Here is a 26296-nt window from a genome sequence, read left to right on the forward strand (position 1 = left end):
GAGATTTAAAATGAAGGAAATAATGCAGGAGGAAATGAAGAAAAAATACACAATATATAAAGCAGAAAACATACAAACAGGTTATGTTTACATAGGAGCTACTACACGAAGCTTAGAAGAGAGAAAACTAGAGCACTATAAAAAGGTGTCTAAGAATTCAGAAAAACCCTTACATCAAGCCATATCTTTTTATGGAGTAGATGCTTTTACATGGGAAACTATTGATACAGCAAGTAACAATAATGAATTAGCTGAAAAAGAAGTTAATTATATATTTAATTACAGTAATGAAACTGAATTATATAATCAAGATAGAGGAGGAGGCATACCAAAACAAGTCTATCAATACAATATAGAAACTGGAATGTGGGTGAACACCTATAATTCTCTAACAGAGGCCGGTCAGCAATTTAATATTGATAAAAAATCATTGTCTAAGGTGTGTTTAAGCGTCAATAAGAACTTCAATAATTTCTATTGGAGCTATGAGTATAAAGAACCATTTAAACCATTAATAGACTCTAGAAACAAGTGTGTAACACAATACAATGAGAGTAAAGTGGAAATAAAAACGTTTAAGTCTGTTAGTGAAGCTTCAAGGCTTACAGGAGTTAACAAAACATCTATATCTAAAGTTTGTAGAGGGGAACGTAAAACTGCAGGAGGTTTTATGTGGAGTTATCTCTAATAGTTTAAATTTAAAGCCTAGTATAACGATGTATTAGGCTTTATTTTTTTCAATACTTTCTTTTGAATAATAATATGCATTACCTCGTTTTTTAAATTCAAGTTTGCCTTGAACTCTATAATGCATTAAATCGCAACTTTTTATGTTTGCTTTTTTTTGAGCCTCTTTACTTGAGAGCCATATTGATTTATCCTTCATAGAAATATAATTAACAACTATTTAGTCGAATTTTCATTTTGAAAATTACATTAAATTTAAAAACATGCTCATGTTAATAATTAAATCACTAATAAATTACACACATATTGGCTTTTGACGTTAATATGATTAATTTTGAAAATTACATAATATTATGATAAAAATTAGAAGTAAAAAAGTTGAGGGTATAATTTCTGAAATTATAGACCAATATGCTTACGCAGATACAACAGATAGACCATGGATTATTGGTTTTAGTGGAGGAAAGGATTCAACAGTTTTATTAACTTTAGTTTGGATTGCTTTACAGAGAATAAAAGAAACTTTACCCTATCCATTTCAATTAAGAAGACCTGTATACGTAGTATGTAATGACACTATGGTTGAGAACCCAATAATATCTAGTTATATTGATGATGTATTAGCTAAGGTAGAAGAAGGAGCTAGAGATCAGGGAATTCCTATTATAGTAAAAAAGACAGTACCTAAATTGGAAGAGTCTTTTTGGATTAACGTAATAGGTAAAGGTTATCCTGTACCAAATAATACGTTTAGATGGTGTACAGATAAGCTTAAAATTAGACCAACATCTAATTTTTTGTTAGAACAAATAGATGAAAAAGGTGAAGCAGTCGTTTTACTGGGAACTAGGTATGAGGAAAGTGCTACTCGTGAGAGATCTATGAGGAAGCATGAAGTTGAAGGTAGGAGATTATCTAAGCATAATACAAATGCAAACACATATGTGTATGCGCCAATAAAAGAAATGTTACTTGAGGAGATATGGTATGTAATTAATACCGTTAAATCACCTTGGGGATTTGATAACTCTATTTTATTTCAGATATATTCAGATGCAAGTGCAGATGATTATGAGTGCCCAACTGTGGTTACAAATAAAACGCATTCTTCATGTGGTCAAAGTAGATTTGGATGCTGGACATGTACTGTTGTAAAGAAAGATAAATCAATGACAGCTTTAATTGAAAATGGTCAGCATTGGATGGAACCTCTATTAAAATTCAGAGATGGTCTTGTAGAAAATAGAAATGTTAGTGAAAACAGATCTACCACGAGAAGAAATGGAATGCCTGCTGTAGATGAAGATGGTCACAGATCTGGTAATTATGAGATGCATTACAGAGCAACAATACTAAGAGAATTGTTAGAAATACAAAAAGGAGTTCAATTAGAAAGACCTCACGTAACCCTAATAACTAATCAAGAGTTAATTGCTATTCAAGTAATGTGGAATAGGGATTTAGAATTTGATTTCACTGTTGGTGAAATTTATAAGAAAATATACAATAAAGATATTAGTACTAATAATATCAAATCATTAGATGATACAGAAAGAAGAATCTTAAAAGAGGTTTGTAAAGAAGATGCTTCATATTATCATTTAATAGATAATTTAATAACGCTTCAAGAAACAAAGACTCTTATGATTTCTAAGTATGGATTGCATAATGATGTTGAAAATAGAATTGAGTCTTTTGTTAATGAAAATCAATTATGAAAATAAGTAAAATAAAACTAAATAACTTTAGGATATATAAGGGACAAAATGAATTGAACCTTTCAGCTAAAGGAGATAAAAACATAAGTATTATTGCAGGTAAAAATGGTTTTGGTAAAACAACATTTTTAACGTCTTTAATATGGTGTTTTTATGGAAAACTTATGACTCAAGTTGAGGATAAGTATAAAAAGGATATCAAGAATATAGGAGGATATGATAATTATTTACTGTCATTAGTAAACAGAGATAGTAAGGATGAATCTTCAGAATCTACTTTTACAGTAGAAGTTGAGTTACAAGATTTATTAATACCTTCAATACCATGTAGAACAGTAAATATTATTAGAACGTATAGCTTAAAAACCCAACAGGAAACACTAAAGATTCTTATAGATGGAGATGAAAATGAGTTAACTAAAGATGTAGGCTTTGAAGTTTTTATAAATGACTTTATTTTGCCTAGAGAAATTGCTAAGTTCTTCTTTTTTGATGCTGAAAAAATAGTATCACTTGCAGAAGCTAAATCCAAATCTGAATTAAGAAGTTTAAGTAAAGCATATTCTGAAGTTTTAGGAATTAAAAAGTATGAAGAGCTTAAAAACAACTTAGAATCACTTATAACTAAACTTAGAAGAAGAGGTGTTTCAGATCTTGAGGAATATAAACTAAAAGAACTGTTATCTGAGGAGGAGGAATTAGAAAAACTAATTAATCATAATCAAGATAAGCAAGATGAAATAGATAAACATCTCGTTATTTTAAAATCTGAAAGTGACTCTCTTCAAGAAAAGTTAATTCGTGAAGGGAATTCCATCACTTTAGAAGAGTTAAAAGAGCTTAAATCTAGGCGTGACAGTTTAAAAGAAGAATCTATTAGTATAAAACAAGATTTAAGAAAACTACTAGACCTTACACCACTTGTAATAGCTGGTAAGCATCTTGGTAAGTTATACAGTCAACTTGTATTAGAAAATGATGATTTATATGGTGCTTTAACAGAAAAGCTTTTAAAGAAAGAATTAGAATCTTTCTCAACAAGTATTCTGGCTAATCAAGACTTATTAAATTTAGATCCGTCAATTAAAGATAAAATTGAAAAAGCTATAACCAATTCGATGAGGTCTAAATTCAAGAAAAAAGATTCAAAATCGAAAGTAGGTAAGGTGTATCTAGAGTTTAATGAAGAGTCTTTTAGAGCGTTTGAAGCCATTTATAATAACATTAAAACAACGTTTTTAAGTCAGTTTAATGCTATCGTTAAAGATGAGAAAATCAATAGAGCTTTACTTAGTAGAACTAATAAAAAAATTAAGCAAGGAGAAGCCAGAAAAGACAATCATTTAGCTAGACAGTTTAGAGATGAAAAGACTAATGCTGATACTAAAATTGAAGATTTTCTAAATGAAAAGAATAATCTTTTAGAAGAAGTTGGTGGATTAAGATTGAAGCTAACTTCACATAAAAAAGTGAGATCTGAATATGAGAAAAACTTTAATTTAGTAGAGACAGATAAAAAGAAGTATGATGTCACCCAAAAGTTGTTAGTTAAGATTAATGAGTTAATTAAAAGAATCAAGGAGGATAAAAAGTACTCTCTACAAAAATCAGTGTCTTTAGGTTTAAAGAAATTGATGCATAAAAAAGATTTCATTTCTAATGTTAGAGTTAACATTATAGATGATGTTATGGACATTGATTTATTAGACAAAAAAGGACAAGTTATAGACAAGGACTCTTTATCAAAAGGAGAGCAACAGCTTTATGCAACAGCTTTGTTAAAAGCTTTGGTTGATGAGTCTGGAATTAAGTTTCCTGTATTTATAGATAGTCCTTTACAGAAGTTTGATAAGTACCACTCTAAAAACATTATTAAAGAGTTTTATCCATCTATTTCAGAGCAAGTAGTACTATTTCCTTTGTTGGAAAAAGAACTATCTGAAGCAGAGTATGAGCTATTAAAACCTAATTTAAATAAAGCGTTCTTAATTCATAATACTGAGAATGGGTCTGAGATTATCTCTACTCGTGTAAATAATTTATTTAAAGAATTTAAAAAAGAAAAAGATGTTTACACATATTAAAACGAGTAAAGAAAATAAAGAGGTTGTATCTAAACTTACACGTAGACTTAATCTTGGCACGGAAAATATAATTTCTAGAATTGCATTAGCACATTCTTTGTCTCAAGATAGGGTTTTAAAGTTAGAAGATATTCAAAATTCAGGTGGTAAAGATTACTCTAAAGCGGTGCTTTTTGGTGATTATCTAGATTATTACTTAGGTATGATTGCTCTGCACTATGGTATCCATATTACAGATAAAGACTTACCTAAATATGTGAAAATGCATATTGATGATGGACTTCAATTATTGAATGAGGAGCTAAACCAAAGATCTAATATTGATGGGTTTGACTTTTTAGTAGAGAAGATAGAATTTGGTCTTAGTGAATTAATACAAGACTGACTTTCTTATATTTTAATTTTAAGAATCAAGGATTAGACTTAGACAAAAGTCTAATCCTTTTTTAATCTTTATCAACAAACTTAATTCTATGCTTAACATTGATAACGTCTGGAAAATTAGGAATTAAATCTTGGTTTTTTGAAAGACGAAATTCAATCTCTTCACGATTCCACCATTCTGTCCATGTGCCTTTGTTTTTAAGTGATTCTAATTTTTCAGTTAATGGAGCAGTAATTTGAGTAGACACCGCTAAGAAATAACCATTAGAATTATGAGTTTCAATTGTATCTCTTATATCTGTAACTTTACTTTTTCCAACAGAATTATTACTAGCCTTACATTGCCCAACTACTCTGATTGTTTTTGTTGGAGGATTGATCTCAGATATTTCTTTTTTATCAAACACAGTCCATTCTATAATTAAATCTCTTCCTTTATCACCTTGATTAATTGGCGCAGGTTTTCTTACATTTTTCACTCCGGGTTCTCTTTCTAAAAGAGCTTTTATCATATTCTCAAACTGCTCTGGACAAATTTTTTCTATCCAAACAAATGATGGTATAGGAAATAATAACGCAGCTTCTTTATTATGCCTTTTTCTTAACAACTCACGCTCTGCTTTAAACTCAAATCGTCCAGATAACCTACCTAATGCTATTATATATGGTTTTGAAACTGAGACCAACATATTTTCTAGAGGGATAATAGTATCATTAAATTTAATACTATTGTTCAACGATTTAAATAATTCATAGAATTCATCTCTAACAGTATTTGATATAAAATTATTTACTTCTTTATCTACAACAAGATTACCATTAACACCCTGAATTGTGTTTTCAGCTAGTGCATTGTTTTTTAGAATAATTTCGAGATATTCTGACAACTCTATGGATTCAATAACAGTAACTTCATTCTCCATGTCGTACAGATAATGCCAATTTGGTCTCATTCGACTACCATAATTAATATGCGGGGAATCTCCATATAGTATTTTAGTTTTTTTAATTAGATCATCCTTTATTCTATAATCTCTACTATTTTCCTGTTGCATACAATCTTTACAAGGGCATCCAGCTGTCCTCCAAAAAATTAACCGCCATATAGTTATTACACCGATTAAATCTTTTATCTTATTACGTAATTGAAAATTGCTTAAAGAGCCTAAAAAAAATGGCATTTGGTCAGGCATAATATATCTACCCCAAATTTCATCTTCAATCATTGGGTGTGGGATATCAAATAAGGAAGATGAAATTGGAGAATCAGTTAGCCTTAAGAAAACACTAAACATTAGACTTAATACTACATGGGCATCTGTCCTATCTCCTTCATAGAATACGTCGTAGGTTCTTTGAATAAAGTAAAAGGATAATTTATTTTGTTCCTCAATATTCAGAATAATAGATATTCCAGAAGCTTGGTCAGTATTTATCTTAAAATAATTTTCTGTACTTCTTTCTAATTCTAACTCTGCATCTGAACATAACTTTTCAATAAATCGAACTAAACTAATGTCTTTTTTTTTCAATGTAAAGAGCTTTTTTAATCATCATTTTTTTGCTATCCATACTACTTTATTTTCCATATAGTTTCAATTTGCATTGAGAGATCAATAGCCCTCTTGTCTATCTTCACAGTATCCCAATACTCATTTTTCTTATAAGTCTTCTTTTTTGAAGCCTCAGTATATGATTTATGTATATCGAATGTTAAAGGAATAGAGGTGCTTTTACCATCATCTCCAGAAGTCTTTTCTTTGAAAAAATCAATTTTTTTATCAAAGCTGTAATTTTGAACTTTTTTGTTATTTCTTGGATTAATAAGTGTAAGATTACCAATATTATTAATTACATCTTCAGGCTTTCTCTTTTTAAAATCAAAATCACTCCAATGTTCTTTGTAGGATTGAGGAAGTATATGTTCCAAATCCACCTCATAAATCATGGTTTCACTTCCCAGATTGTTTTGTAATATTTTTGCTAAAGCATATCTTGCCAACCCATTAGAAAAAGTTTTTTGGACGAACTTTGACTTAAAAGTTGTGTTGTCAATTTCTAGATTTTCATTAAAAATTTGGAGAACTTTTCCTAATTTCGGTTTTGTATCTGATTTCAAATATTTTAATACTTCATCAAAAGTTTCTTTTGCTTTTCTAACTTGTAACTCTCCAACAGTAATTGTTCTGAATAGATAAGCAACACTTAATTCGGTAATTTCCTTAATGATTTTAACCTTTTTGTATTTGGAGTATAGAATTACGGGGATACAAATAGAGTATTTTAGCTGTTGTATTTCAGATAAATATTGTTCTAAGCTCCGACTTTTATATTTATTAGAAGGGTATTGTAAATCTACATTTGTAATAGAAGAATATGAATTAGAAGTATCAACTAGAAGTTTTGAGTATTTTTCTATCTTCTTAGGCGACATACTCAAAAGTTTCTGTCTAACGTTTTTATAGAGAGTTTTCTTTGTAATTGGTGAATTTTCAAAGGCAAGCCAATGATAATAGAAAAAATCTACTATACTTGTGTTATTTGATTCTTTAAGGTTAGAGATGATTTCACTCCAATTTTCAAAAACATTTTTTTGAACTGACTCATCTTTCTGACATATCATCAACATTTTGTTTTTGATTAAATCAGCTTGACTTAAACTCATTCCTTTTGAATTCAAGGATTCAAATAACAAGTAAGCATCATAGTCTTCACCAACTTTAATTGCATTAATTTTGAGTTTCTTAATTAAATGAGAGATAAATTCATGAAGTTCTGTTGCGCCATCACTTTTCTTAATAAAAAGCTCTAAAATTTTTGAAGCAAAGAATTTTTTAGTTTTTAAAATTCTAGAATCATTTGAAATTATCTTTAAGTCATCTTCAGTTCTTAAGATTTTAGATGTTTGAATAATTTCCCTTTTGAAAACTGGATTGTCTTTCTCATTCAATTCCAAATAATAGTTGTCAGGTTCTCCATAATAAACAAGTCTATCACTTACTCTTTTTTCAACTCTAAATACTTCATCGTAATCTCGATCATAATTCCATTTATCATAAATTTCATCTTCACCATGATTTTTTGTAAAAAAGGAAGCATAGTCTTTAATAACTTTGAATAGAATGGAAAATGTAGTAATTCTTTGTTGGCCATCAACAATATCAAATTCTGTTGCAGAATCAATATCTCCATTAGCATTTAACACAATATTCCCAATAAAATATTCTGTCTTTTGTTTGAATGAGAACATAATGTCATTCCACAGTTCTTCAACTTCTTCATTGTATTTCCAAGAATAGTCACGTTGGTATTTTGGAATTCTATATTTCGTTTCTTCTCCTGATAATATTTTAGAAAAGTCTACAATTGATGGTTTTATTTGCATTTTTTAGTTGTTATATAAATCAATAAACATATAATGAGAGTTCTTTAGCTCTCTTTCTTATTCTGCTCTAAGAATATTAACTCCAGTGATTATCAATGTAATTAATCATTTCACTTGGGTTTAATGCTGTAGTGGATGCAGCTCTTCTGATATAAAATTCTTCAGTATTTTTAGATTTATTTTTAACATAAATAGCTCCACTTTTTCTGAAATCAACATCTATTCTACAAATCATTTTACCTTCTAGTTCTGGAAAAGAAATTCTAATTAAAGAATAAGCTGAGTTTCCAATATATTTTTCTACTAAATTATCTAGATGCTTTTGAAATTCATCTAACAAATCTGGTTTATTTCCAAAAGATTCAAAGTCTGTGTTTAGTCCTAATATCTCTTTGTTATCAGCTACTCCTATTAACAATGTTCCATTTTTTGTGTTCATAAAACCTGCAATAGTTTTTATACAGGAAAGTTCCATTTTATCATCAGGTTTATTGGTGTGAAGATTAACTCTAAGGGTTGACTTAAATTCAGTATTGGGAGATTCTCCAGCTTTTATTAAACTTAAAGTGGATGAAACTATATCTTCATCTGCTTCTTCAATTTCTAAGTTAATTGAATCATCTTCTTCAATAAATTCACTATTTTCTGCTAGTAAGTCAACAAACAAATAAGGGCTGTTTAGCAATTTGTTATCATTATATTCTTGTTGTAAATATTCTAAACCACCATTTGCATAACTTTCAATAAAAGTAATAATATCATCTACCACTTTGTTTAGCTCAGGCTCTTCCATGTCTTCTAGTTCATTCCATTTAAAACCAATTTCTTCACAATGTGTGAAAATTGTCATTAAAAGGAAATCTACTAAACTAGAGCCTCCTTTCCATTTACCAATCTCTAAGAAATCTTTAGTCATATTTCCTTTAGGAAGAGGTAATTGAATTTTTTTCTTTAAACCAATAACAAAAGCATAAATATATAACTCATATATAGGCCCAAATTGACTATATTCTGATTTAGATTTTCCTTTATTAGCAAATGCTTCAATTACAGGGATTCTACTCTTAGCATATTTAGGTCTTCTCTTTGTAATAAGATTTTTAAAAACTTCTGAGTTCATTATTTTAATTTAGTTTTTGTAGTTATTAAATCAATTTGTTCAGCACCTTCTGGAACATGATTTACATACATAGTTTTTACATTACTATCTTTTAATAACCTCTTACCTAAGTCATTAATTTTCATATCATCATTTCTTTTGTAAATCTCTTTTACTAAGACAATACTTTGAGGGAAAACTTCACCAGTAGCTTCAAAGAATCCTTCTGTGAATCCCTCACCAAATGCAGAAATTGGTGCATCAGCAAGTAAAGGGTAGTTATATTCAGAATTATTGGCAGAAATGATAGCCATAACTACTGAGAACTTTTTCATACGCTGGAATCCTTCAGAACTACCATATACAATATTGTTATTGCTGTCAGAGTAATTGAAGTTTATTGAGCCCGAAGGTGTTTTTTCAAATTTTAAAATACCTCCTGCTAAATCATTATTTACAGTAAGATTTTTGAAATGCTGATTGGCATGTTCTTCTAGTAAACTAATCATATTGTCATAGACTCTATCTTTAGCATTTAAAGTAGCTTTAGCTAAATCTATAGCAATTGAATAGTTGTCTTTATAGCCTTGAGGAATATCTTGAGTACTATTTAGAGCATCAATCTCAATTTCTATATTATGAATATCTGTTTTTAACTTATTTATTTTAGGTCTAATAATGTCGTCTATTTTAGAACGTGCATTTTCCATTCTTCTTATAGCTCCATGATAGTTAGAAAGAATCTGTGAATCTGATGTTTCAGAATCTTCACCTCCAACAAAAATGTCTTTTCTCTGGTCTTTTAAAGATTTAATTCTTTCTTTAATTTGATTAATCTGCCTTTTTAATTCTTGTTCTTTTTCCTTTGTTAGCATAATGCTATTTTTTACATCAGGAATTCTACTATAGAATGGTTGTGCTTGAATTTGAATATTTCCAAAAAAGTCCTTTAAATCATTTTTAACAAATGTTTTCTCTTTGGCAGACTCAATTGGTCTATTTTTTAATTTGAGTAGATAATCATGTTCTGGTTTTCCTTTTTTTGCGGGTCTATCACATACGTAGCAATGCTCATTGTCAATCATGTTTTGAATAGAAACAGCGTCAGGAGAATTTACAGGTAAAAAGTGAAAGTAATTATTAGGACTTTCTTCTATATCTAAAAGAGCTTTTTTCTTATACCTTTCATCTATGAATTTATCATTTAAATTTCTGAAGTCTTTGACAGTTTTATCAAAGCCCATAGCAATCCATGAAAAATTCCCATCAAAAAACTTATTATTTAACCTGTCTAGAAACTCTTCGAATTCTGCCGCTTTGTCTTTAAGTTTTTTATTTAAAGGTCTTAACTTATCATCAAGTTCTTTTCTTTTGTCTGCATTAGCGTAAATTTTATCAAGATTGTTTTTCTCTTTTTCGGCATCAGAAAAAGTTATTTCCCATTCAGAAAGTTTTTTTGTTTCGTGTTTTAGTTGCTCACGGACTTTATCTTTCTCAGCTATTGCATTATTTAAATCTCTTGCTTGTTGATCGTTTGCATTGTTTTGGTTGGCTAGATCTTTTTCAGCTTTAATTTTAAACTCTTCTGTTAAGTCAACAAGTTTTCTGTACTTACTAATATCAGTTAGATTCTGTACAGCACCTTCAATACTGTCTTTTTCAGAAAAATCAATAATGTCATCAACTTCCTCACCTTGAAAAAATGAATATTTCCTAAAGTTAGGAAGTATTAACCTATCAATTATTTTTCTTTTTTCATCTTCATCATAAACAGGCTTATATTTTGTAAGTACTAAGTCTGTTTTGTTTATTTCAGTGTCATTTATAGTAAACTGCCAACTATTTGGATCTGAAATATCATTGTTTAATTTGGTAAGCGTAAATGATTTAATAATTTGGAATTTATGTAATTTACCATATGTGTATTCAACCTGAATTGCACAATCTACTGTATCTCTTATTTGTGTCTCATTTTTGGCTTTGTCAGACAAGATTTTTACGTAAACATCTTTTATGTTTTTTCTGATTTTATCATCAGAGTCAAGCACTTGGTCATTAAATAGCCATAAAAAAGCATTAAAGAATTTTGATTTTCCTGCTCCGTTATCAGCTACTATAATATTAATTCCTTCTTTTAAATCATACATGTTATCTTCAAACTCACCATAATAGTTGAAGAAGTTTTTAAAGGAAATACTGTTTATTATTGAAGCCATAACTATATTTTATGTATATTTTTAATAGTTGAATAAATCTGTCTAGAGGATCTGTTATTATCGTTTTCATTGATAATTGTTGAAAGTATATCTACTATTTTTTTACTACCAGGTTGAAAAGGCTTAATATCATCTAAATCCTTTTCATTTATATCATACTTTACCATTAATTCTTTGTCTGAAAGAATCTCTTTTAATATTTGTTCTCTTTTACTCATAATTCGTTAATTATAGTGTCTAGATTTAAGTCATATTTTTTTAGTACATTTTCTAAATTCTTTGTTGAATTATAAAAATTCATTGATAAACTTGCGAAATATGCAACTCTACGTATTTCATTCTTTACCATATTTTGTTCCATATTAAAATAATCTAAATTGTTATTAGATAATTTAGGGATTACTATCATATCATATATAGTAGCAAAAGATTTAGAAGGGTGTTTTCTCAACAACCTTCCTCTTCGTTGAATAAATTGTCTAGGATTACCAGTGCTAGAACAAAAAATGCCAACTTCTGCTCTTGGTACATCAACTCCTTCATCTAACATCTTCATAGCAAATAGTAAATCAATTTTCCCTTCAGTAAAGCCTCTTAAAATATCATCAAGATTTGAATCTTCTGAAGTGTATGAATTCATTTTTAAATTTGGTAAAGTTTCATTACCAGCTGTAATAAATTTATCTAATATTTTTTCTGAATCACCTTCATCAGTTTGTATATATCCCTCTGGAATGTAAGTGAAAATATATTTTAACTTATTTTCAATATTTAACTGTTTTAAAATAGTTTTAAAGCATTCAATTTTATTCTTTGCCTTGTGAATAATGTTTTTTCTTTTAAGTAAAAGTATTTCTACGATTGGGTCATTTTTAAACTGCCCTTTTTCAAAATCAAAGAATTTTAGAAGTTTTTTTGATATTGAAATATATTCTTCTAATTCATTTTCATTAAGCTCAACGACCAAAGGAAAGTATTTGTATTCGGTAAGAAAGCCTTCATTTAGAGCTCTTTCCATATCAAAACTGTAGGTGTATGGATATGTATCATTAAAAAAGGTATTTATAGCTTCGGTACCTTCAACATCATATATTCTTTTAGGGGTAGCAGATAAACCTATTTTTTTTTGAGTTTTAATACTATTAAGTTTTGACCTTATATTATTAGCTCCCATATTGTGGGCTTCATCAGCTATAAGAATTAAATCCTTTTCAATTTTCTTAAAATATTTTTGAAACCTATCAGTAATGAAACTACCATAAGTTGATATTATTACTAGGTTATCTTTAATATCCCATGTGTAATTACTTACATAGGTTGCTAATTCCTTTTCCCAGTTATTACCTCCACCAACTTTTAATATTTTTTTAAAATTAAATGATTTTACTTCTTCTTCCCATTGATTTAATAAAGCAATTGATGGAACTAGAATTATAGCTCTATAGGATTGTTCATTATTATATATATTTAATAAGCAATTAAGAGAAGTTATAGTTTTCCCTGTACCTGTAGCCATTGCAAAAATTCCTGAATAGTTGTTTTTTTTCCAAGCATTAAAAGCTTCTGTTTGATACTCTCTAGGTCCCTGTGGAAATGGGAATTTTGGCGTATTTGAGAGTAACTCAATTTTCTCATCAAATCTCTTTTTCTTTCTCTCAATGACTTTTTTTACTTTATCACCGTAATTTTCTTTATTCAATTCTAATGAGTCGTCAAGTAAATCAGAAATATCTTTATCCCTTCCAACAGAGTTAATTACAACTTCAATACTCTCTTTTTCAATATGTTTATAGCTTGTATGGGTCTTATTAATAATCTTCTCGAAATTAACTTTCTCATCTTCAATTCGATTAATACTCACATCACCATTCCATGGAGTTTCAACTTGGAAACTTTCAGAATTTTTAATTAAAGCAGGTAAGGTAAAATTAATGCTCCCTTCAGTTACTATATGGTCTCTTCCATCAAATAGGATCATTTTTTTACAATGAGCTAAATCAACATTATTAAATTTAACTGGAATTAATTCTAGTCTACCTTTCTTTAATAAGTACTTCAGACAATCAAAAAAATGTTTTCCTTCATAACTTAAGTTCTTTTGGATTTCAGATAGATTACTAAAAATATTAATCACTTTATCTTCATCAAGAAGATTGGTGTCATTTAGTAAGTTTTCATAATCAGCAAGACTGTAAACGTGATTAGTAATAAGCCTCATTTTACCACCATTATATATAAACTCAGCAAAACTTCTTGAAAGGACTTTTATAGCATTAGAACTAAAATATCCTAGTAGTAGATCTATGTTAGTGGATATAGGAAAGACTTCTTCATAGAATTCTAGAGGAATAGCATTAGAGTCTGAACTATATTTATAAGTAGAGGGAAAGGTTAACTCCCTAAAGTATTTCTTCATAAAATATTAATGAACAAAATAAAGTGGTTAGTAATTAATAAGCGATTATTAAAGCATAAAAATACAGATATTAATATTAATGGAATCTGTTTATTTAAAAAAAATATAAAATTTAATTATCTGATTTTTTCACTAATTAGAGCAAATAATTTGAACTTATTTGTTTTATAACAGGCTCCTTGACCATTACTATTATTGATATACTCAAATTATAGATTTAATTATTCAAATATTAAACATAATAAAAACACCAATTAAAATTAACTAATAATTTAAAATATATGAAAGCATCAGAAATTAAGATATCTTATTTAAATGATAAACTAGAAAAAGTATTAATACCAAATAGTCAAACAATCTATAATTTAATAAAAATACATTGTAACCTTAGTAACATTGAAATTCACGAAGAAGTAAAAGTAGTGTTACTTAGTAAAGCAAATATTTTGATAGGAATATGTGATTTACCTAAAGATAGTATTATGAACTGTAGTATTAATATTAAATTATTACTAAGTGTCGTTTTAAGAGCAAAATCTTCAAATATTATTTTAGTACATAATCATATAAGTAGAAATATAAACCCTACTGATGTAGATAAAAGGATTACAACCGCGTTAAAAAACGCATGTGATATGGTAGATATAAAATTACTAGACCATTTAATTATTTCGAAAGAAAGTTACTTTAGTTTTAAAGATGGAAGTTTTTTATAAATACAATAAGCAAAAAACTAAAAGGCACACTTTTAGGCACACAAGAAATAGTAGAGTAGTGGTAAGCACTACAAAATATAGAAACTTAAGCTCAGGTTCGAATCCTGAAGGGCTCACTCAAAGCTTCACTAGAAATAGTGAGGCTTTTTTGTTTTCTATAGTTTTCTTAATTAATAGTCTTTAATTAGTTATAGTTCTGTTCTGTTCTGTTCTGTTCTGTTCTGTTCTGTTCTATTTTAGTTTTATTACAATTTGTTTTATTACTATTTTGTTCTAGTTATGGTCCAAATTTTTTAATGCAATTAGTTTCTTGAGTAATTAAATATTTACGCTTTACTTATTTTTTATTGCCTTTATATTTTGACTAACGGTTTAGTTTTTAACACTATATCGATTTATTTTGTTTTTCATCGATTCAGCTATTTTTTTAAGTGTACAAATTTTTTATCCTCTTTTAAATGGTACTTTTGCAGCCCCAAATTCAGCATATTTATTTGCTGGTTTAAACTTGAAAAAATAATGAAATATCTATTAAAATTATCAGTTGCAATTTGTTTATTATTAACTGTATCTAGTTGTAATGTAGAGTCTTTGGATGATGCAGTAAGTAAAAGTGCAGTAAGTCAAAATGTAGCCGAAGCAAATCAATCTTGCAATAATCAAGATCCAAAAACAAAACTAACAAACAACGGAACTGTCGCTTTTACTTTTCAAATCATAGATTCTGATAGTAATATGATTGAATTTGTAGATGTAGCTGCAGGTGCAAGTACTTCTTGGATTAGTTTTACAGAAGGAGATACTATTTTTAATTTGGACAGCAATGTTATTGGTGTTTCTGATGATAAAATAGCTATAAGTATTAGTAACTGCTCAGAAATTGAAATTGTTGTTAATGCTCAAAATAAAATTGACACACCTATAGTAAATAGTCTAAACTAAAGTTTAGAACAAAGAATAGTGATTTTTGAATTGTCTAAATTGGTGGTAAAAAACAAATAGTTTTTACCACCATCTTTTATTTTAAGCTTTTCTCTTATTTTGGCTACTGACTCAGGAAAGTTACGAGTCGTTATATTAGCTTGTTTTAATCCTATTTTTTTATTGAATTCCTTTTTGTTGTAATTAATACTAGTTTCAATTTTAAATATTCTTCCTGGAAATTTAATTAATGTATCACTAGTGTATAAATGCGCGTGTTTGTGTAACTTAAAAAGTTTTAACTGACTTGCGACACTGTTAAACGCTCCGGACTTTAAAATGGCTGCATTAGGTTCGTATAAATAGGTTAGAGGCTGGCTGTAGTCAGGATCTTCTTTATTTTCATCACCTAATAAAAAAGAAAACTCTTGTTCTTCGTTATTTTTAAGATTTACTGTATTAATTCTTATTGCGCCCTCAAAACCTTCTTCTAACACCCACAATAGTTCTTTAACTTCATTATTGACAGCAACACAATGTATTGATTTTACATTTTGAAGTTCGTTTATACCAGAAGTTAAATCCAAAAGAGGGGAGGTTTTAATTAAAACATTTTTGGCCTTTGTAAATAGAAAATTTAAATGCTCAGGTATATTTGGTAAACAGTCTTTTAATAAAAACACTTTTCCTTTTATATCATTTCTTCTAGAGGGGTCAACATATATCCAATCTAATTTGGTGGTTATGTTTTGTAAAACCTCTATTCCGTTTTGGGGATAAAAGCTGCTATTTTTAATTTTTAAGATAGAAGCATTATAAGCGACTATTTCAGATAGCGTTTTGTTTATATCACAATGCACGACAGATTGTATCGTTTTAGCAAAATACAAACTGTCTACCCCAAATCCTCCAGTTAAGTCTATTAAAGCTTCTCCTGAAACTAGATTAGCTTTATACTTTGCTGTAATCTCTGAGGACGTTTGCTCTATATTTAATTTTGTTGGATAGTATATGTTTGGCGTGTTAAACCAAGTAGGAAGCTTTTTTTGACATCTTTTTTTTGCTTCTATTTGTGTAAATATATCTTGTTTTAAATGCTCAGAAAAGGGAATACCTTTTAGCGCTAATTTAGATATGTCAGAGTTTATGTTAGCGTTTATAAAATCTTGTATGTCGCTATCAAGAATGGCCTTATTAAACTTAATCATCTAAACCTTTAGTTAATTTATCAACCACTCTGTATTCTGATAAAAACTCTTTAGAAATCACTTTAAGTACTGTGTACATTGGAATAGCGACTATCATACCAACAATACCAAATAATAATCCAGCGATAATAATAACTAAAAATATTTCTAACGGATGAGATTTTACACTTTTTGAAAATATAAAAGGTTGGCTAACAAAATTATCTACTAATTGTGCTATTAAAAACCCAACCATTACGTAAATGGTCTTTGGAAGTATAACATCGCTAAAACTTTCTCCTAAATTGCTAGACATACTTAAAAGTATTAGTAAAAAGGCGCTAATAATAGGACCAACGTATGGAATTATATTTAATAGAGCACAAAGTGTTGCTATAATTACTGCATTTTGTATTCCAAAGATTAAAAGAACAATTGAGTAAATTGTGAACAGTATTAACAACTGTAATAGTAACCCTCCAAAATATCGTGTTAGTAAATCGCGTATTGTAACAAATGACTCTCTTAACCTTTTTTCATGTTTTTTAGGTAATATAGTAACCAATCCTGTACTCATTAGTTTACTATCTTTTAGGAAGAAAAAGGATATAAATAGTATTGAAAACAGACCAATACTAAAGCTTCCAAAACCGGCAATTAAATAGTTTAAAAATTCTGGTATTATACCAAAATTAATACTTGACATAAATTTAGAGTCTTTTATAGACTCTTCAACTGTAGAAGAACTTAATCCAAAATGACTAATAACTTCTTTATATAAGTTTTCAATATTGGTTTGTAATAAATCAATATCTAATAAAGCTAAGTTTTGACCTTGTTCTATAATTAAGGGTATAAAAAGACTAATTATACCAAAGATTAATGCAAGAAAAATAACCATGGTAGAAACCACAGCTAAAGTATCCGAGAATTTTAGTTTGCTTTTTAAGAACACCACTAACGGACGCCCTAATAAAGCAACGATACCAGCAATTACTAAATAAACTATTACAGATTGTATTTTATATAAAAACCATAAAAGTATAACAACACCAACTAACGTTGCTGCAGCCCTTAAAATTCCGTTTGATATTGTTCTTGATGTCATACTGTAAATATAAAATATTGAATTTTATTTTTGTGCTAACTGTTTAGTAATTTCATATAAACAAATACTTGTTGCTTGGACTACATTCATGCTACTATTTTGCCCAAACATATCTATATGTACAACGGTATCAGTTAGTTTTAAAATGGCTTCAGAAACCCCAAAATTCTCATCACCAATAATTAATGCGATAGGTTGTTTTGAGTTAAATTGGCACTGACTTATGGTTTTACTGTCTGAAGTTATTTCTAAAGCTACAATTTTATAACCTTCTTTTTTTAAATTACTTACGGTTTCAAGTGCTGAGTCTTCAACTTGATAATTAACTACTTTTTCTGTCGCACGAGAAGTTTTAGTCATTTTTCGTCCTAACGGAATATCTGCACCACAAAAAATTAGTTTTTCTATTCCAAAAGCATCACAAGCTCTAAATAGACTACCAATATTTGGCGCGTTTGTAACGTTTTCGCAAATAACAGTTATAGGAAATTGATGTTGTTTAAATTTTGAAGTATAATGCGTTAGTTGCATGGATTGGCAATTGTTTTAATAAGTTAATTTCCAAAAGATTTAATTTTCGAAAGCATATTTTACAATATTAGCTCCCATTTTTAAAGCTTTTAGACGGATGGCGTCATCGTCGTTGTGTACTTCTTGATCTTCCCATCCATCACCTAAATCGCTTTCAAAAGTAAAAAGAACAACTAACCTAGTTTTATAATACAAACCAAAGGCTTGCGGGCGTTTACCATCGTGTTCATGAATTTTAGGCAAGCCCTCTTTAAAAGTGAAAGCTGTACTAAAAATAGGATGTGTGCTTGGTAATTCTTCTAAGTCTTGATTTGGGAATATTTTTTTAAGTTCTTTGACGATATATGGCTGCATACCATAATTATCATCGATATGCAAAAAACCACCAGATTGCAAATAGTTACGTAAGTTGTCTACATCGTCTTCTTCAAACAGCACATTTCCATGACCTGTCATATGTAACAATGGAAATCTAAATATATCAATACTATTTGCTTCAACGGTTTCTGGTTTTTCGTTGATTTGTGTGTCAATATTTTCGTTACAAAACTTGATAAGATTAGGAATAGCTGTAGGGTTACTGTACCAATCTCCGCCACCTTTATATTTAAGTATCGCTAAGTCTTGTGAGAAACTATTGAAAGTAGATAGAAAAAGAAATAATGTTAGAATGTTTTTCATTTATAAATATTCAGTTTCAATTTTATTTACGAAAGATAATACTTCTGCTTCTATTTTATGATTGTCAAAAATCTAAACAAAGTAAGTTATATTTGTATTGTTGCTATTCATTTATAAAAGCAACACTATGACAAGCTACTATAGCAGCAGTTTCTGTGCGTAATCTTGTTTGTCCTAAAGTTACTGGAGTAAAATTATTTTTAATAGCTAATTCTATTTCTTTTATAGAGAAGTCACCTTCCGGACCAATTAAAATGGTGATTTCGTTTTTAGGTAATACCTGAGATTTTAACGACTTTTTGTCTGTTTCTTCACAATGCGCAATAAATGTATCTCCAGAAAATTCTTGATTACAATAGTCTTTAAAATGTATTGGGTCATTTAAAATAGGGTAGTAGCAACTTAGAGATTGCTTCATTGCAGATTGGATAATCTTATTAAACCGCTCCAATTTTATGACTTTCCTTTCGCTATGATCGCAGATAATAGGCGTTATGCTTGTAATTCCAATTTCGGTAGCCTTTTCAAGAAACCACTCGTAACGATCATTCATTTTTGTTGGTGCTACTGCTAAATGTAATTTGTAATGTTGTGGTTGTTGCAAGGTGGTTTCTAAAATAGTAACAACACAGTTTTTTTGATCAGCAATAGTAATTTCAGCTTCAAACAGATACCCTTTACCATTGGTAATATTTAGGGTGTCTCCCGTTTGTTTTCTTAAGACTTTAACAATGTGCCTGCTTTCGTCTTTAGGAAAAGAAAATTGGGTTGTATCGGACTGTATGTCTGGATTGTAAAATAGTTGCATTTAATCTTTTGCTATTACTTTAAGTACTTTAATTTCTTTGATTTTCTTAATGCGTTCCGTTTTTAAGATCACATAAAAACCGTTAGGTTCAGGTATTCTTACAGTATAAATTTCTCCTAATTTGTGATCCAAATTAAACGCTTCATTTTCTACTTCAATTGGCATACTTCCTTCTTTTAACCATCCAGAATCTCCACCACGTTTAGCGTTTCTGTCCATCGAGTAACGTTTAGCTAAATCGTCAAATCTAACACCATCTTCGTAAGATTTTAAAATATTGTTTTTGTATTCTACAATTTTGGAAGCTTCTATTTTATTTCCATCAAAGTAGATATAACTAAGCCTGTAGTGTCTGTCATCTGTCCTATCAATCACTTTATAATGTGTGACGTTAAATTCTGTCTTTACAACTTCTGTACTCCCAACGCTTGTGCTTAAAAGCTTTGTTGCTAGCTTAGTCTTATGCTTTTCTTCATTAAAGATTAATATTTTATTTTTTCTAGATTTTTTTGTTTCTAAAAATTTTTCAGCTTGTGCAACCGTTGTAATGGTGTCCAATTCTTTTTTTAAAGCTCTTTGAGCAAAAGTAGAGACCGACAATAGACAGATAGTAAGGTAAAGTAAAAATTTCATTGGGTAGTGTATGTGTTTTAATTTCAGCAAAAAAACAAAAATAAATAGTTTTAGTTGTGATTGTTAACAGTAGTTTTAGGTTTTAGATATTGTGTTTATATTTTTAATCTAGAATTTGCCATTACATTTTGTTCGGCAAAATCACCATCTAAAAATTTAAGATAACCCACAATTGCTATCATTGCTGCATTATCTGTTGTAAATTCAAATTTAGGAACATAGGTTGTCCATCCGTGTTTTGCTTCACCATCTTTTAAAGCTTGTCTTATGCCAGAATTTGCCGACACACCACCACCAATAGCGATATGAGAGATACTGGTTTGTTTAACTGCTAACTTAAGTTTATCCGTTAAAATACCAATAATTGTATATTGTATGGAGGCGCAAATATCATTTAAGTTTTCTTCTATAAAATTAGGATTTAACTTGACTTGCTTCTGGATAAAATATAAAACAGCCGTTTTAAAACCTGAAAAGCTAAAGTTTAAACCATCTACTCTTGGTTTTGTAAATTTAAAAGCCTTTGGATTACCTAATTTTGCTAATTTATCAATTTTAGGACCCGCAGGATAACCTAAGCCTAATGTTTTTCCGCTTTTATCAAACGCTTCTCCAACAGCATCATCAATTGTTTCTCCAATAACCTCCATATCAAAATAGTGGTTCACCTTTACAATTTGAGTATGTCCGCCAGAAATGGTCATTGCTAAAAAAGGAAAAGGCGGTTTGTTAAATCCATCTTCGTCAATAAAATGAGTTAAAATATGTGCTTGCATATGGTTAACATCAATTAATGGGATGTTTAATCCAAATGCCAACGATTTGGCAAAAGATGTACCCACTAATAAACTCCCCATTAATCCTGGTCCTTTAGTAAAAGCTACAGCACTAAGTTGAGATTTAGTTATTCCTGCTTTTTTTAAAGCTTGATCTACAACAGGTACTATGTTTTGTTGGTGCGCTCTAGAGGCTAATTCTGGTACAACACCACCGTATTCTTCATGTATTTTTTGGCTTGCAACAACGTTACTTAATATCTTTCCATTAAATATAATAGAGGCAGCAGTATCATCACAAGAGCTTTCAATTCCGAGGATATAAATATTTTGTGTAGTCATTAGGTATTTTTAGGCATAATAATTGTTAATTTTGGTGTAATGATTAACAACTAAATTACTTTTGTTTACTTAAAAGCAAAAGTAAGATATTATATATAATTTTTAAGCTTAAAAACAGTATCAAAAAATTTCTTAAAATAGTCGGTAAATTAATAGCAATCTTGCTATTGTTGTTCATCATTTTGGTGTTGGTCATGTTTATTCCTGCTGTTCAAACTAAAGCTGGTAAATACGCTACGGATTGGCTTAATGATTCTTATAAAACCAATATAAATATTCAAAAAATCGGATTGCAATTTAATGGAGATGTCCAGATTAAAGGTATTTTAATTAGAGATTTTAAAAAGGATACATTAATTAGTGCGACAGAATTAAATACATCAATTGTTAGTTTTAAAAATCTATATAACAGTAAATTAAATTTTGGTGATATTGATTTAGAGGATTTGGTATTTAATATTGTGACTTATAAAGACGAAAGCCAAACCAATTTAGATGTGTTTGTGGATCGATTTGAAGATGATAACCCAAGACCGAAAAAAAGTAATTTTTTATTGACATCAAGTGATGTTAATATTACCAACGGGACTTTTAATTTAATTGATCAAAATAAAGAAACGCCACAAATTATTCAATTTAATACTATCAATTTAAACGGAACCAATTTTGTTATTGACGGTAGTAATGTAAGGACTAGAATAAATACCATGCAGTTTGTTGACAGTCGTGGAATACAATTAGAAAATTTATCTTCTGATTTTAGTTATACACTGTCAGAAATGCGTTTTGATAATTTAAATTTAAAAACACCAGAATCTTTTATAATAGGAGAACTAGCCTTTAATTATAATAGATCGGATTTTAAAGAGTTTGAGGATAAAGTAAAAGTTTCTGCTAATTTTACAGAGGGTAGTGTTTTATTAGATGAATTAAATGTGTTTTATAATGAATTTGGTAAAAATCAACGTGCCAATTTTTCAACAAAACTATCAGGAACATTAAATAATCTAACAACAGAAAATTTAAGATTAGATACAAGCCGAAACACTAAGATATACGGGACAATAAACTTTAAAAATCTATTTAATAGTGAAGATAATAATTTTGCCATGCAAGGTAATTTTACCAATTTATCTTCTAATTACAAAGACTTAAAAGATTTGTTACCTAATGTTTTAGGAGAATCAATTCCGTCTTTATTTGATAAGTTAGGTAATTTTACTGCAGTTGGTACTTCTAATATTACACCAAATAAGATTAGAGCAGATTTAGAGATTAGCACAACATTAGGCTATGTTAATTCTAATCTTGAGATGTCTGATATTAGCAATATAGATTATGCATCGTATAAAGGAAATATAATTTTAGACGAGTTTGATTTAGGACAATTATTAGAAGATCCTAAAATTGGGACTACCTCATTAAACGTAGATGTTGATGGTGTAGGTTTTAAAAAAGAAAACTTAAAAACGCAATTAAAAGGGGATGTTTATAACATTAATTACAACAATTATAATTACCAGAATATTGTAGTTAATGGACAGTATAAGCAAAGTAAATTTAATGGAAAGTTGGTGTCTAGGGATAAAAACTTAAAATTAGAATTTGATGGTTTAGCAGATTTATCTCAAGAGGTAAAGTCGTTTGATTTTGTTGCCAGAGTAGATTATGCCAATTTGAAAGCACTTAATTTTTATAACCGAGATGAGCAATCAGAGTTTACTGGTATTGTAGACATGAAAATGAATGCAAATACTATTGATGATGCTGTTGGTAATATTTCATTTAAAAACACAGTGTATAAAAATGAGAACGATACATACACGTTTAAAGATTTTGCTATTAGTTCTGAGTTTTCTGATAATGAAAGGCTAATAAAAGTAAACTCGCCAGAAATCGTAGAAGGGCAATTAAACGGGAATTTTAAATTTAAAGATTTAGAGCTACTCTTTGAAAATTCTATAAAAAGTGTTTACGCTAATTATGTTCCAAATACTATAGAAGGGAATCAATACATTGATTTTAATTTTAAGATATATAACAAAATTGTTGAAGTCTTTTTTCCTGAAGTAGAAGTAGGCGCCAATACCTTTATTAAAGGGCGTGTAGAGAGTAATGAAAAAGCGTTTAAACTAACCTTTAAATCACCAAAAATTAAGTTATTAGATTACTTTGCAGACACCATAGAGTTGCAAGTGGATAACAATAACCCACTATTTAATACTTATGTAGAAGTGGATAGTGTTTATACAAAACACTACAACATTTCTAAGTTTAATTTAATTAATGTAACGCTTAACGACACACTGTTTATGCGTTCAGAATTTAAAGGAGGTAAACGTAATGACGATGCTTATAATTTAAGTTTTTATCACACTATAAATAAAGATAATTTATCTGTTGTTGGTTTTAAAAAGAGTGATGTCACTTTTAAAGGCAACAAATGGTATGTTAATGAAGATAAAAACAAGTTTAATAAAGTGATTTTTGATCGTGATTTTAAAAATTTCAAGATTGAAGAGTTGATGATGAATCATGAAAATGAGCAAATCAAATTAGCAGGAGTTTTAAGAGATTCTACCTATAAAGATTTAAAGCTGAATTTTAAAAATGTTGATTTAAATAAGATTGTTCCAGAGGTTACTAAATTGTCCTTAGCGGGAAATATTAACGGAGATTTAGATATCCTTCAAGAAAACGGAAACTACATTCCTAATGCCTTAGTTACAATTGATGATTTAGAAGTTAATGAAACCTTTTTAGGTTCTTTTGATGCAAAAATAAAAGGAAACTCAACGTTGTCTAATTACAAAGTAGATGCAAAAATAAAGGATGATATTTCTAATTCATTTACTGCAAAAGGAGACATAAGTGTTAAAGGAGATGATGCTTTTATTGATGTTAATTTAGATTTTAATAAATTCGATTTACAAATATTAAATCCATTTTTAGAAGGCGTCTTGGATAAGATTAGAGGAGATGTTTATGGAGGTGTTAAGGTCGTTGGTAATTTAAACAAACCAAGCTTTAATGGTGCATTTAAAATTGATAATGGAGGTTTAGGAGTCCCTTATTTAAATGTGGACTATGCTTTCCAAGAACAAGCTTCGGTAACATTAAAAGACCAATCGTTTTACTTTAATAAAATTAATATCACAGATATAAAAGAGGATACTAAAGGTCTTTTAGATGGTAGTATTAGTCATACTAATTTTTCTAAATGGAAACTTGATTTAGAAGTGCTAACATCAAGACTGTTAGTTTTAGACACAAAAGAAAGCGAAGACTCTTTATATTATGGTACAGGATTTATAGGTGGTAGTGCCTCTATTACCGGTCCAGCCGAAGGATTAAGTATTAATGTTATTGCCCAAACTAAAAAAGGAACGGTTTTTAAAATACCTTTAAATGATAACGAGTCTTTTGGTGATAACTCAATAATTCATTTTATAACAGCAGAAGAAAAAGCAGCAAGACAAAAAGGAATTGTATTAGAGAATACTTTAGATACAGGGTTGGATTTAAATTTTGATTTAGATGTTACGGAAGATGCTGAGATCGAGATTTTAATTGATAAAACCTCAGGAAGTACAATAAAAGGACGCGGAGTTGGAGGTTTGTTAATTGAGATAAACACCAATGATAAGTTTAATATGTATGGTGATTTTGTAGTATATGAAGGGGTTTATAACTTTTTGTATGGAGGTGTAATAGAAAAGAAATTTACAGTAGAACCATACGTTAGTAACATACAATGGAATGGTCCTCCTTTAGATGCAATTATAAATATTAATGCGAAATATGAGACGCGTGCAAACCCATCTCCTTTATTAGATAATCCTATAAGTAGGAGTATTCCTGTCGAGTTAATTATAGAGTTATCAGATAAGCTAGAACGTCCGGATATAGATTATGTCTTTACGTTTCCAACAACAGAATCAAGTATAAAATCTGAGTTAAACTATAGATTAGACTCAAAAGAAGAAAGAGATAGCCAAGCTTTATATTTAATTTTGACTGGTGGATTTAGTAGTGGTATTAATGATCTTAATTTTTCAGGAACATTAACCGAAAGATTAAATGGTCTGGTTAATAGTTTATTGTCTAGTGGAGATGGTAAATTTAACGTTGGACTAAATTTTGAAGCTGGGCAAAACAATCCAGATTATCAAACGGATAATCGAGTAGGGGTGACATTGCAAACCAAAATTTCTGATCGTGTTTTAATTAACGGTAAAGTTGGGGTTCCGGTTGGAGGATTGGGAGACTCAGTAATTGCTGGAGATTTACAAATAGATTTTTTATTAAATGAAGACGGGACGTTAACCGCAAAAGTATTTAATAGAGAAAATAGTATTAGAAATTTTGGGGAAGAGATTGGATACACCCAAGGTGTAGGATTATCTTACAGCGTTTCTTTTGATACGTTTGGAGAATTACTTCGTAAAGTTTTTAGTCCTAAAAAAGAGGAGGAAAATTTAGAACCTCAAAAAGAAGACCAAAATCTTGAACCAGAGACAGATTCAAACTCGCCATTTCCAGACGATATGACTTTCAAAAAAGAAGAATAATCTCTACCAAAAGTCTTCTTTTATTCAATTTAA

The 26296-nt window shown here is 29.1% G+C and carries 21 protein-coding genes; 7 read left to right on the plus strand and 14 right to left on the minus strand.

All coding sequences use genetic code 11. The annotated features are described in order from the left end of the window. The first annotated feature begins 10 nt into the window (after positions 1-10). Entirely contained in the window at positions 11-688 is a 678-nt protein-coding gene (locus CXF54_RS03870) for an NUMOD1 domain-containing DNA-binding protein (protein WP_101202518.1), read from the plus strand. 33 nt (positions 689-721) lie between these two features. Here CXF54_RS03870 and CXF54_RS15780 read toward each other — a convergent pair whose 3' ends face one another. Next, entirely contained in the window at positions 722-886 is a 165-nt protein-coding gene (locus CXF54_RS15780) for a hypothetical protein (RefSeq protein ID WP_198551038.1), read from the minus strand. Positions 887-1040: 154 nt separating this feature from the next. On the opposite strand from CXF54_RS15780, the gene dndC reads away from it, so the two are divergent. From dndC to CXF54_RS03885, 3 genes are read left to right on the plus strand one after another with little or no spacing between them, the layout of a single operon-like run. Next, entirely contained in the window at positions 1041-2405 is a 1365-nt protein-coding gene (gene dndC / locus CXF54_RS03875; RefSeq protein ID WP_198551039.1) for a DNA phosphorothioation system sulfurtransferase DndC, read from the plus strand. Further along, entirely contained in the window at positions 2402-4489 is a 2088-nt protein-coding gene (locus tag CXF54_RS03880; protein WP_101202519.1) for an AAA family ATPase, read from the plus strand. The genes dndC and CXF54_RS03880 overlap by 4 nt, the downstream gene beginning before the upstream one ends. Next, the gene (locus tag CXF54_RS03885; RefSeq protein WP_101202520.1) at positions 4473-4874 is read left to right on the plus strand and encodes a DndE family protein; all 402 of its coding nucleotides are present in this window, start codon (positions 4473-4475) and stop codon (positions 4872-4874) included. Before CXF54_RS03880 ends, CXF54_RS03885 begins: the two co-directional genes overlap by 17 nt. Before the next feature lie 61 nt (positions 4875-4935). Here CXF54_RS03885 and CXF54_RS03890 read toward each other — a convergent pair whose 3' ends face one another. The 6 genes from CXF54_RS03890 to CXF54_RS03915 form a co-directional block, all read right to left on the minus strand. Continuing rightward, positions 4936-6405: a restriction endonuclease gene (locus tag CXF54_RS03890; protein ID WP_101202521.1), complete on the minus strand. Its 1470-nt coding sequence runs from the start codon at positions 6403-6405 to the stop codon at positions 4936-4938. A gap of 41 nt (positions 6406-6446) precedes the next feature. After that, positions 6447-8258 carry a DUF262 domain-containing protein gene (locus tag CXF54_RS03895; protein WP_101202522.1) on the minus strand — a complete coding sequence of 604 codons (1812 nt, stop codon included), beginning with the start codon at positions 8256-8258 and terminating at the stop codon, positions 6447-6449. Positions 8259-8334: 76 nt separating this feature from the next. Continuing rightward, complete coding sequence (locus tag CXF54_RS03900; protein ID WP_101202523.1) at positions 8335-9378, minus strand: helix-turn-helix domain-containing protein; 1044 nt, start codon at positions 9376-9378, stop codon at positions 8335-8337. Next, complete coding sequence (locus tag CXF54_RS03905) at positions 9378-11573, minus strand: ATP-binding protein (protein WP_101202524.1); 2196 nt, start codon at positions 11571-11573, stop codon at positions 9378-9380. Before CXF54_RS03905 ends, CXF54_RS03900 begins: the two co-directional genes overlap by 1 nt. Positions 11574-11575: 2 nt before the next feature. Continuing rightward, positions 11576-11791 carry a hypothetical protein gene (locus tag CXF54_RS03910; protein ID WP_101202525.1) on the minus strand — a complete coding sequence of 72 codons (216 nt, stop codon included), beginning with the start codon at positions 11789-11791 and terminating at the stop codon, positions 11576-11578. Further along, on the minus strand, positions 11788-13989 hold the full coding sequence (locus tag CXF54_RS03915) for a DEAD/DEAH box helicase family protein (RefSeq protein ID WP_101202526.1): 2202 nt from the start codon (positions 13987-13989) through the stop codon (positions 11788-11790). The genes CXF54_RS03910 and CXF54_RS03915 overlap by 4 nt, the downstream gene beginning before the upstream one ends. Before the next feature lie 281 nt (positions 13990-14270). On the opposite strand from CXF54_RS03915, the gene CXF54_RS03920 reads away from it, so the two are divergent. Continuing rightward, on the plus strand, positions 14271-14705 hold the full coding sequence (locus CXF54_RS03920; RefSeq protein WP_101202527.1) for a JAB domain-containing protein: 435 nt from the start codon (positions 14271-14273) through the stop codon (positions 14703-14705). 519 nt (positions 14706-15224) lie between these two features. Continuing rightward, positions 15225-15647 carry a hypothetical protein gene (locus tag CXF54_RS03925; protein ID WP_101202528.1) on the plus strand — a complete coding sequence of 141 codons (423 nt, stop codon included), beginning with the start codon at positions 15225-15227 and terminating at the stop codon, positions 15645-15647. On the opposite strand, the gene CXF54_RS03930 is transcribed toward CXF54_RS03925, so the two are convergent. The 7 genes from CXF54_RS03930 to tsaD form a co-directional block, all read right to left on the minus strand. Further along, complete coding sequence (locus tag CXF54_RS03930) at positions 15644-16834, minus strand: THUMP-like domain-containing protein (RefSeq protein ID WP_101202529.1); 1191 nt, start codon at positions 16832-16834, stop codon at positions 15644-15646. The two genes, CXF54_RS03925 and CXF54_RS03930, sit on opposite strands and share 4 nt — an antisense overlap. Continuing rightward, positions 16827-17921, minus strand: a complete 1095-nt coding sequence (locus CXF54_RS03935) for an AI-2E family transporter (protein ID WP_101202530.1) — start codon at positions 17919-17921, stop codon at positions 16827-16829. The genes CXF54_RS03930 and CXF54_RS03935 overlap by 8 nt, the downstream gene beginning before the upstream one ends. A gap of 24 nt (positions 17922-17945) precedes the next feature. Beyond that, complete coding sequence (locus CXF54_RS03940; RefSeq protein WP_101202531.1) at positions 17946-18452, minus strand: TrmH family RNA methyltransferase; 507 nt, start codon at positions 18450-18452, stop codon at positions 17946-17948. 39 nt (positions 18453-18491) lie between these two features. After that, positions 18492-19133 carry a DUF4159 domain-containing protein gene (locus tag CXF54_RS03945; RefSeq protein ID WP_090842328.1) on the minus strand — a complete coding sequence of 214 codons (642 nt, stop codon included), beginning with the start codon at positions 19131-19133 and terminating at the stop codon, positions 18492-18494. 103 nt (positions 19134-19236) lie between these two features. Then, entirely contained in the window at positions 19237-19941 is a 705-nt protein-coding gene (locus CXF54_RS03950; protein WP_101202532.1) for a 16S rRNA (uracil(1498)-N(3))-methyltransferase, read from the minus strand. Continuing rightward, positions 19942-20574, minus strand: coding sequence for a peptidylprolyl isomerase (locus CXF54_RS03955; RefSeq protein WP_101202533.1), 633 nt, complete (start codon positions 20572-20574; stop codon positions 19942-19944). A 95-nt stretch (positions 20575-20669) separates the two neighbouring features. Further along, positions 20670-21692 (minus strand): tRNA (adenosine(37)-N6)-threonylcarbamoyltransferase complex transferase subunit TsaD, encoded by a 1023-nt coding sequence (gene tsaD / locus CXF54_RS03960; protein ID WP_101202534.1) that lies wholly within the window; start codon positions 21690-21692, stop codon positions 20670-20672. A gap of 167 nt (positions 21693-21859) precedes the next feature. On the opposite strand from tsaD, the gene CXF54_RS03965 reads away from it, so the two are divergent. Further along, positions 21860-26263 carry a translocation/assembly module TamB domain-containing protein gene (locus CXF54_RS03965; RefSeq protein ID WP_232782565.1) on the plus strand — a complete coding sequence of 1468 codons (4404 nt, stop codon included), beginning with the start codon at positions 21860-21862 and terminating at the stop codon, positions 26261-26263. The last annotated feature ends 33 nt before the right edge of the window (positions 26264-26296 follow it).

The organism is Olleya sp. 1-3 (assembly GCF_002836085.1).
GTDB lineage: Bacteria > Bacteroidota > Bacteroidia > Flavobacteriales > Flavobacteriaceae > Olleya > Olleya namhaensis.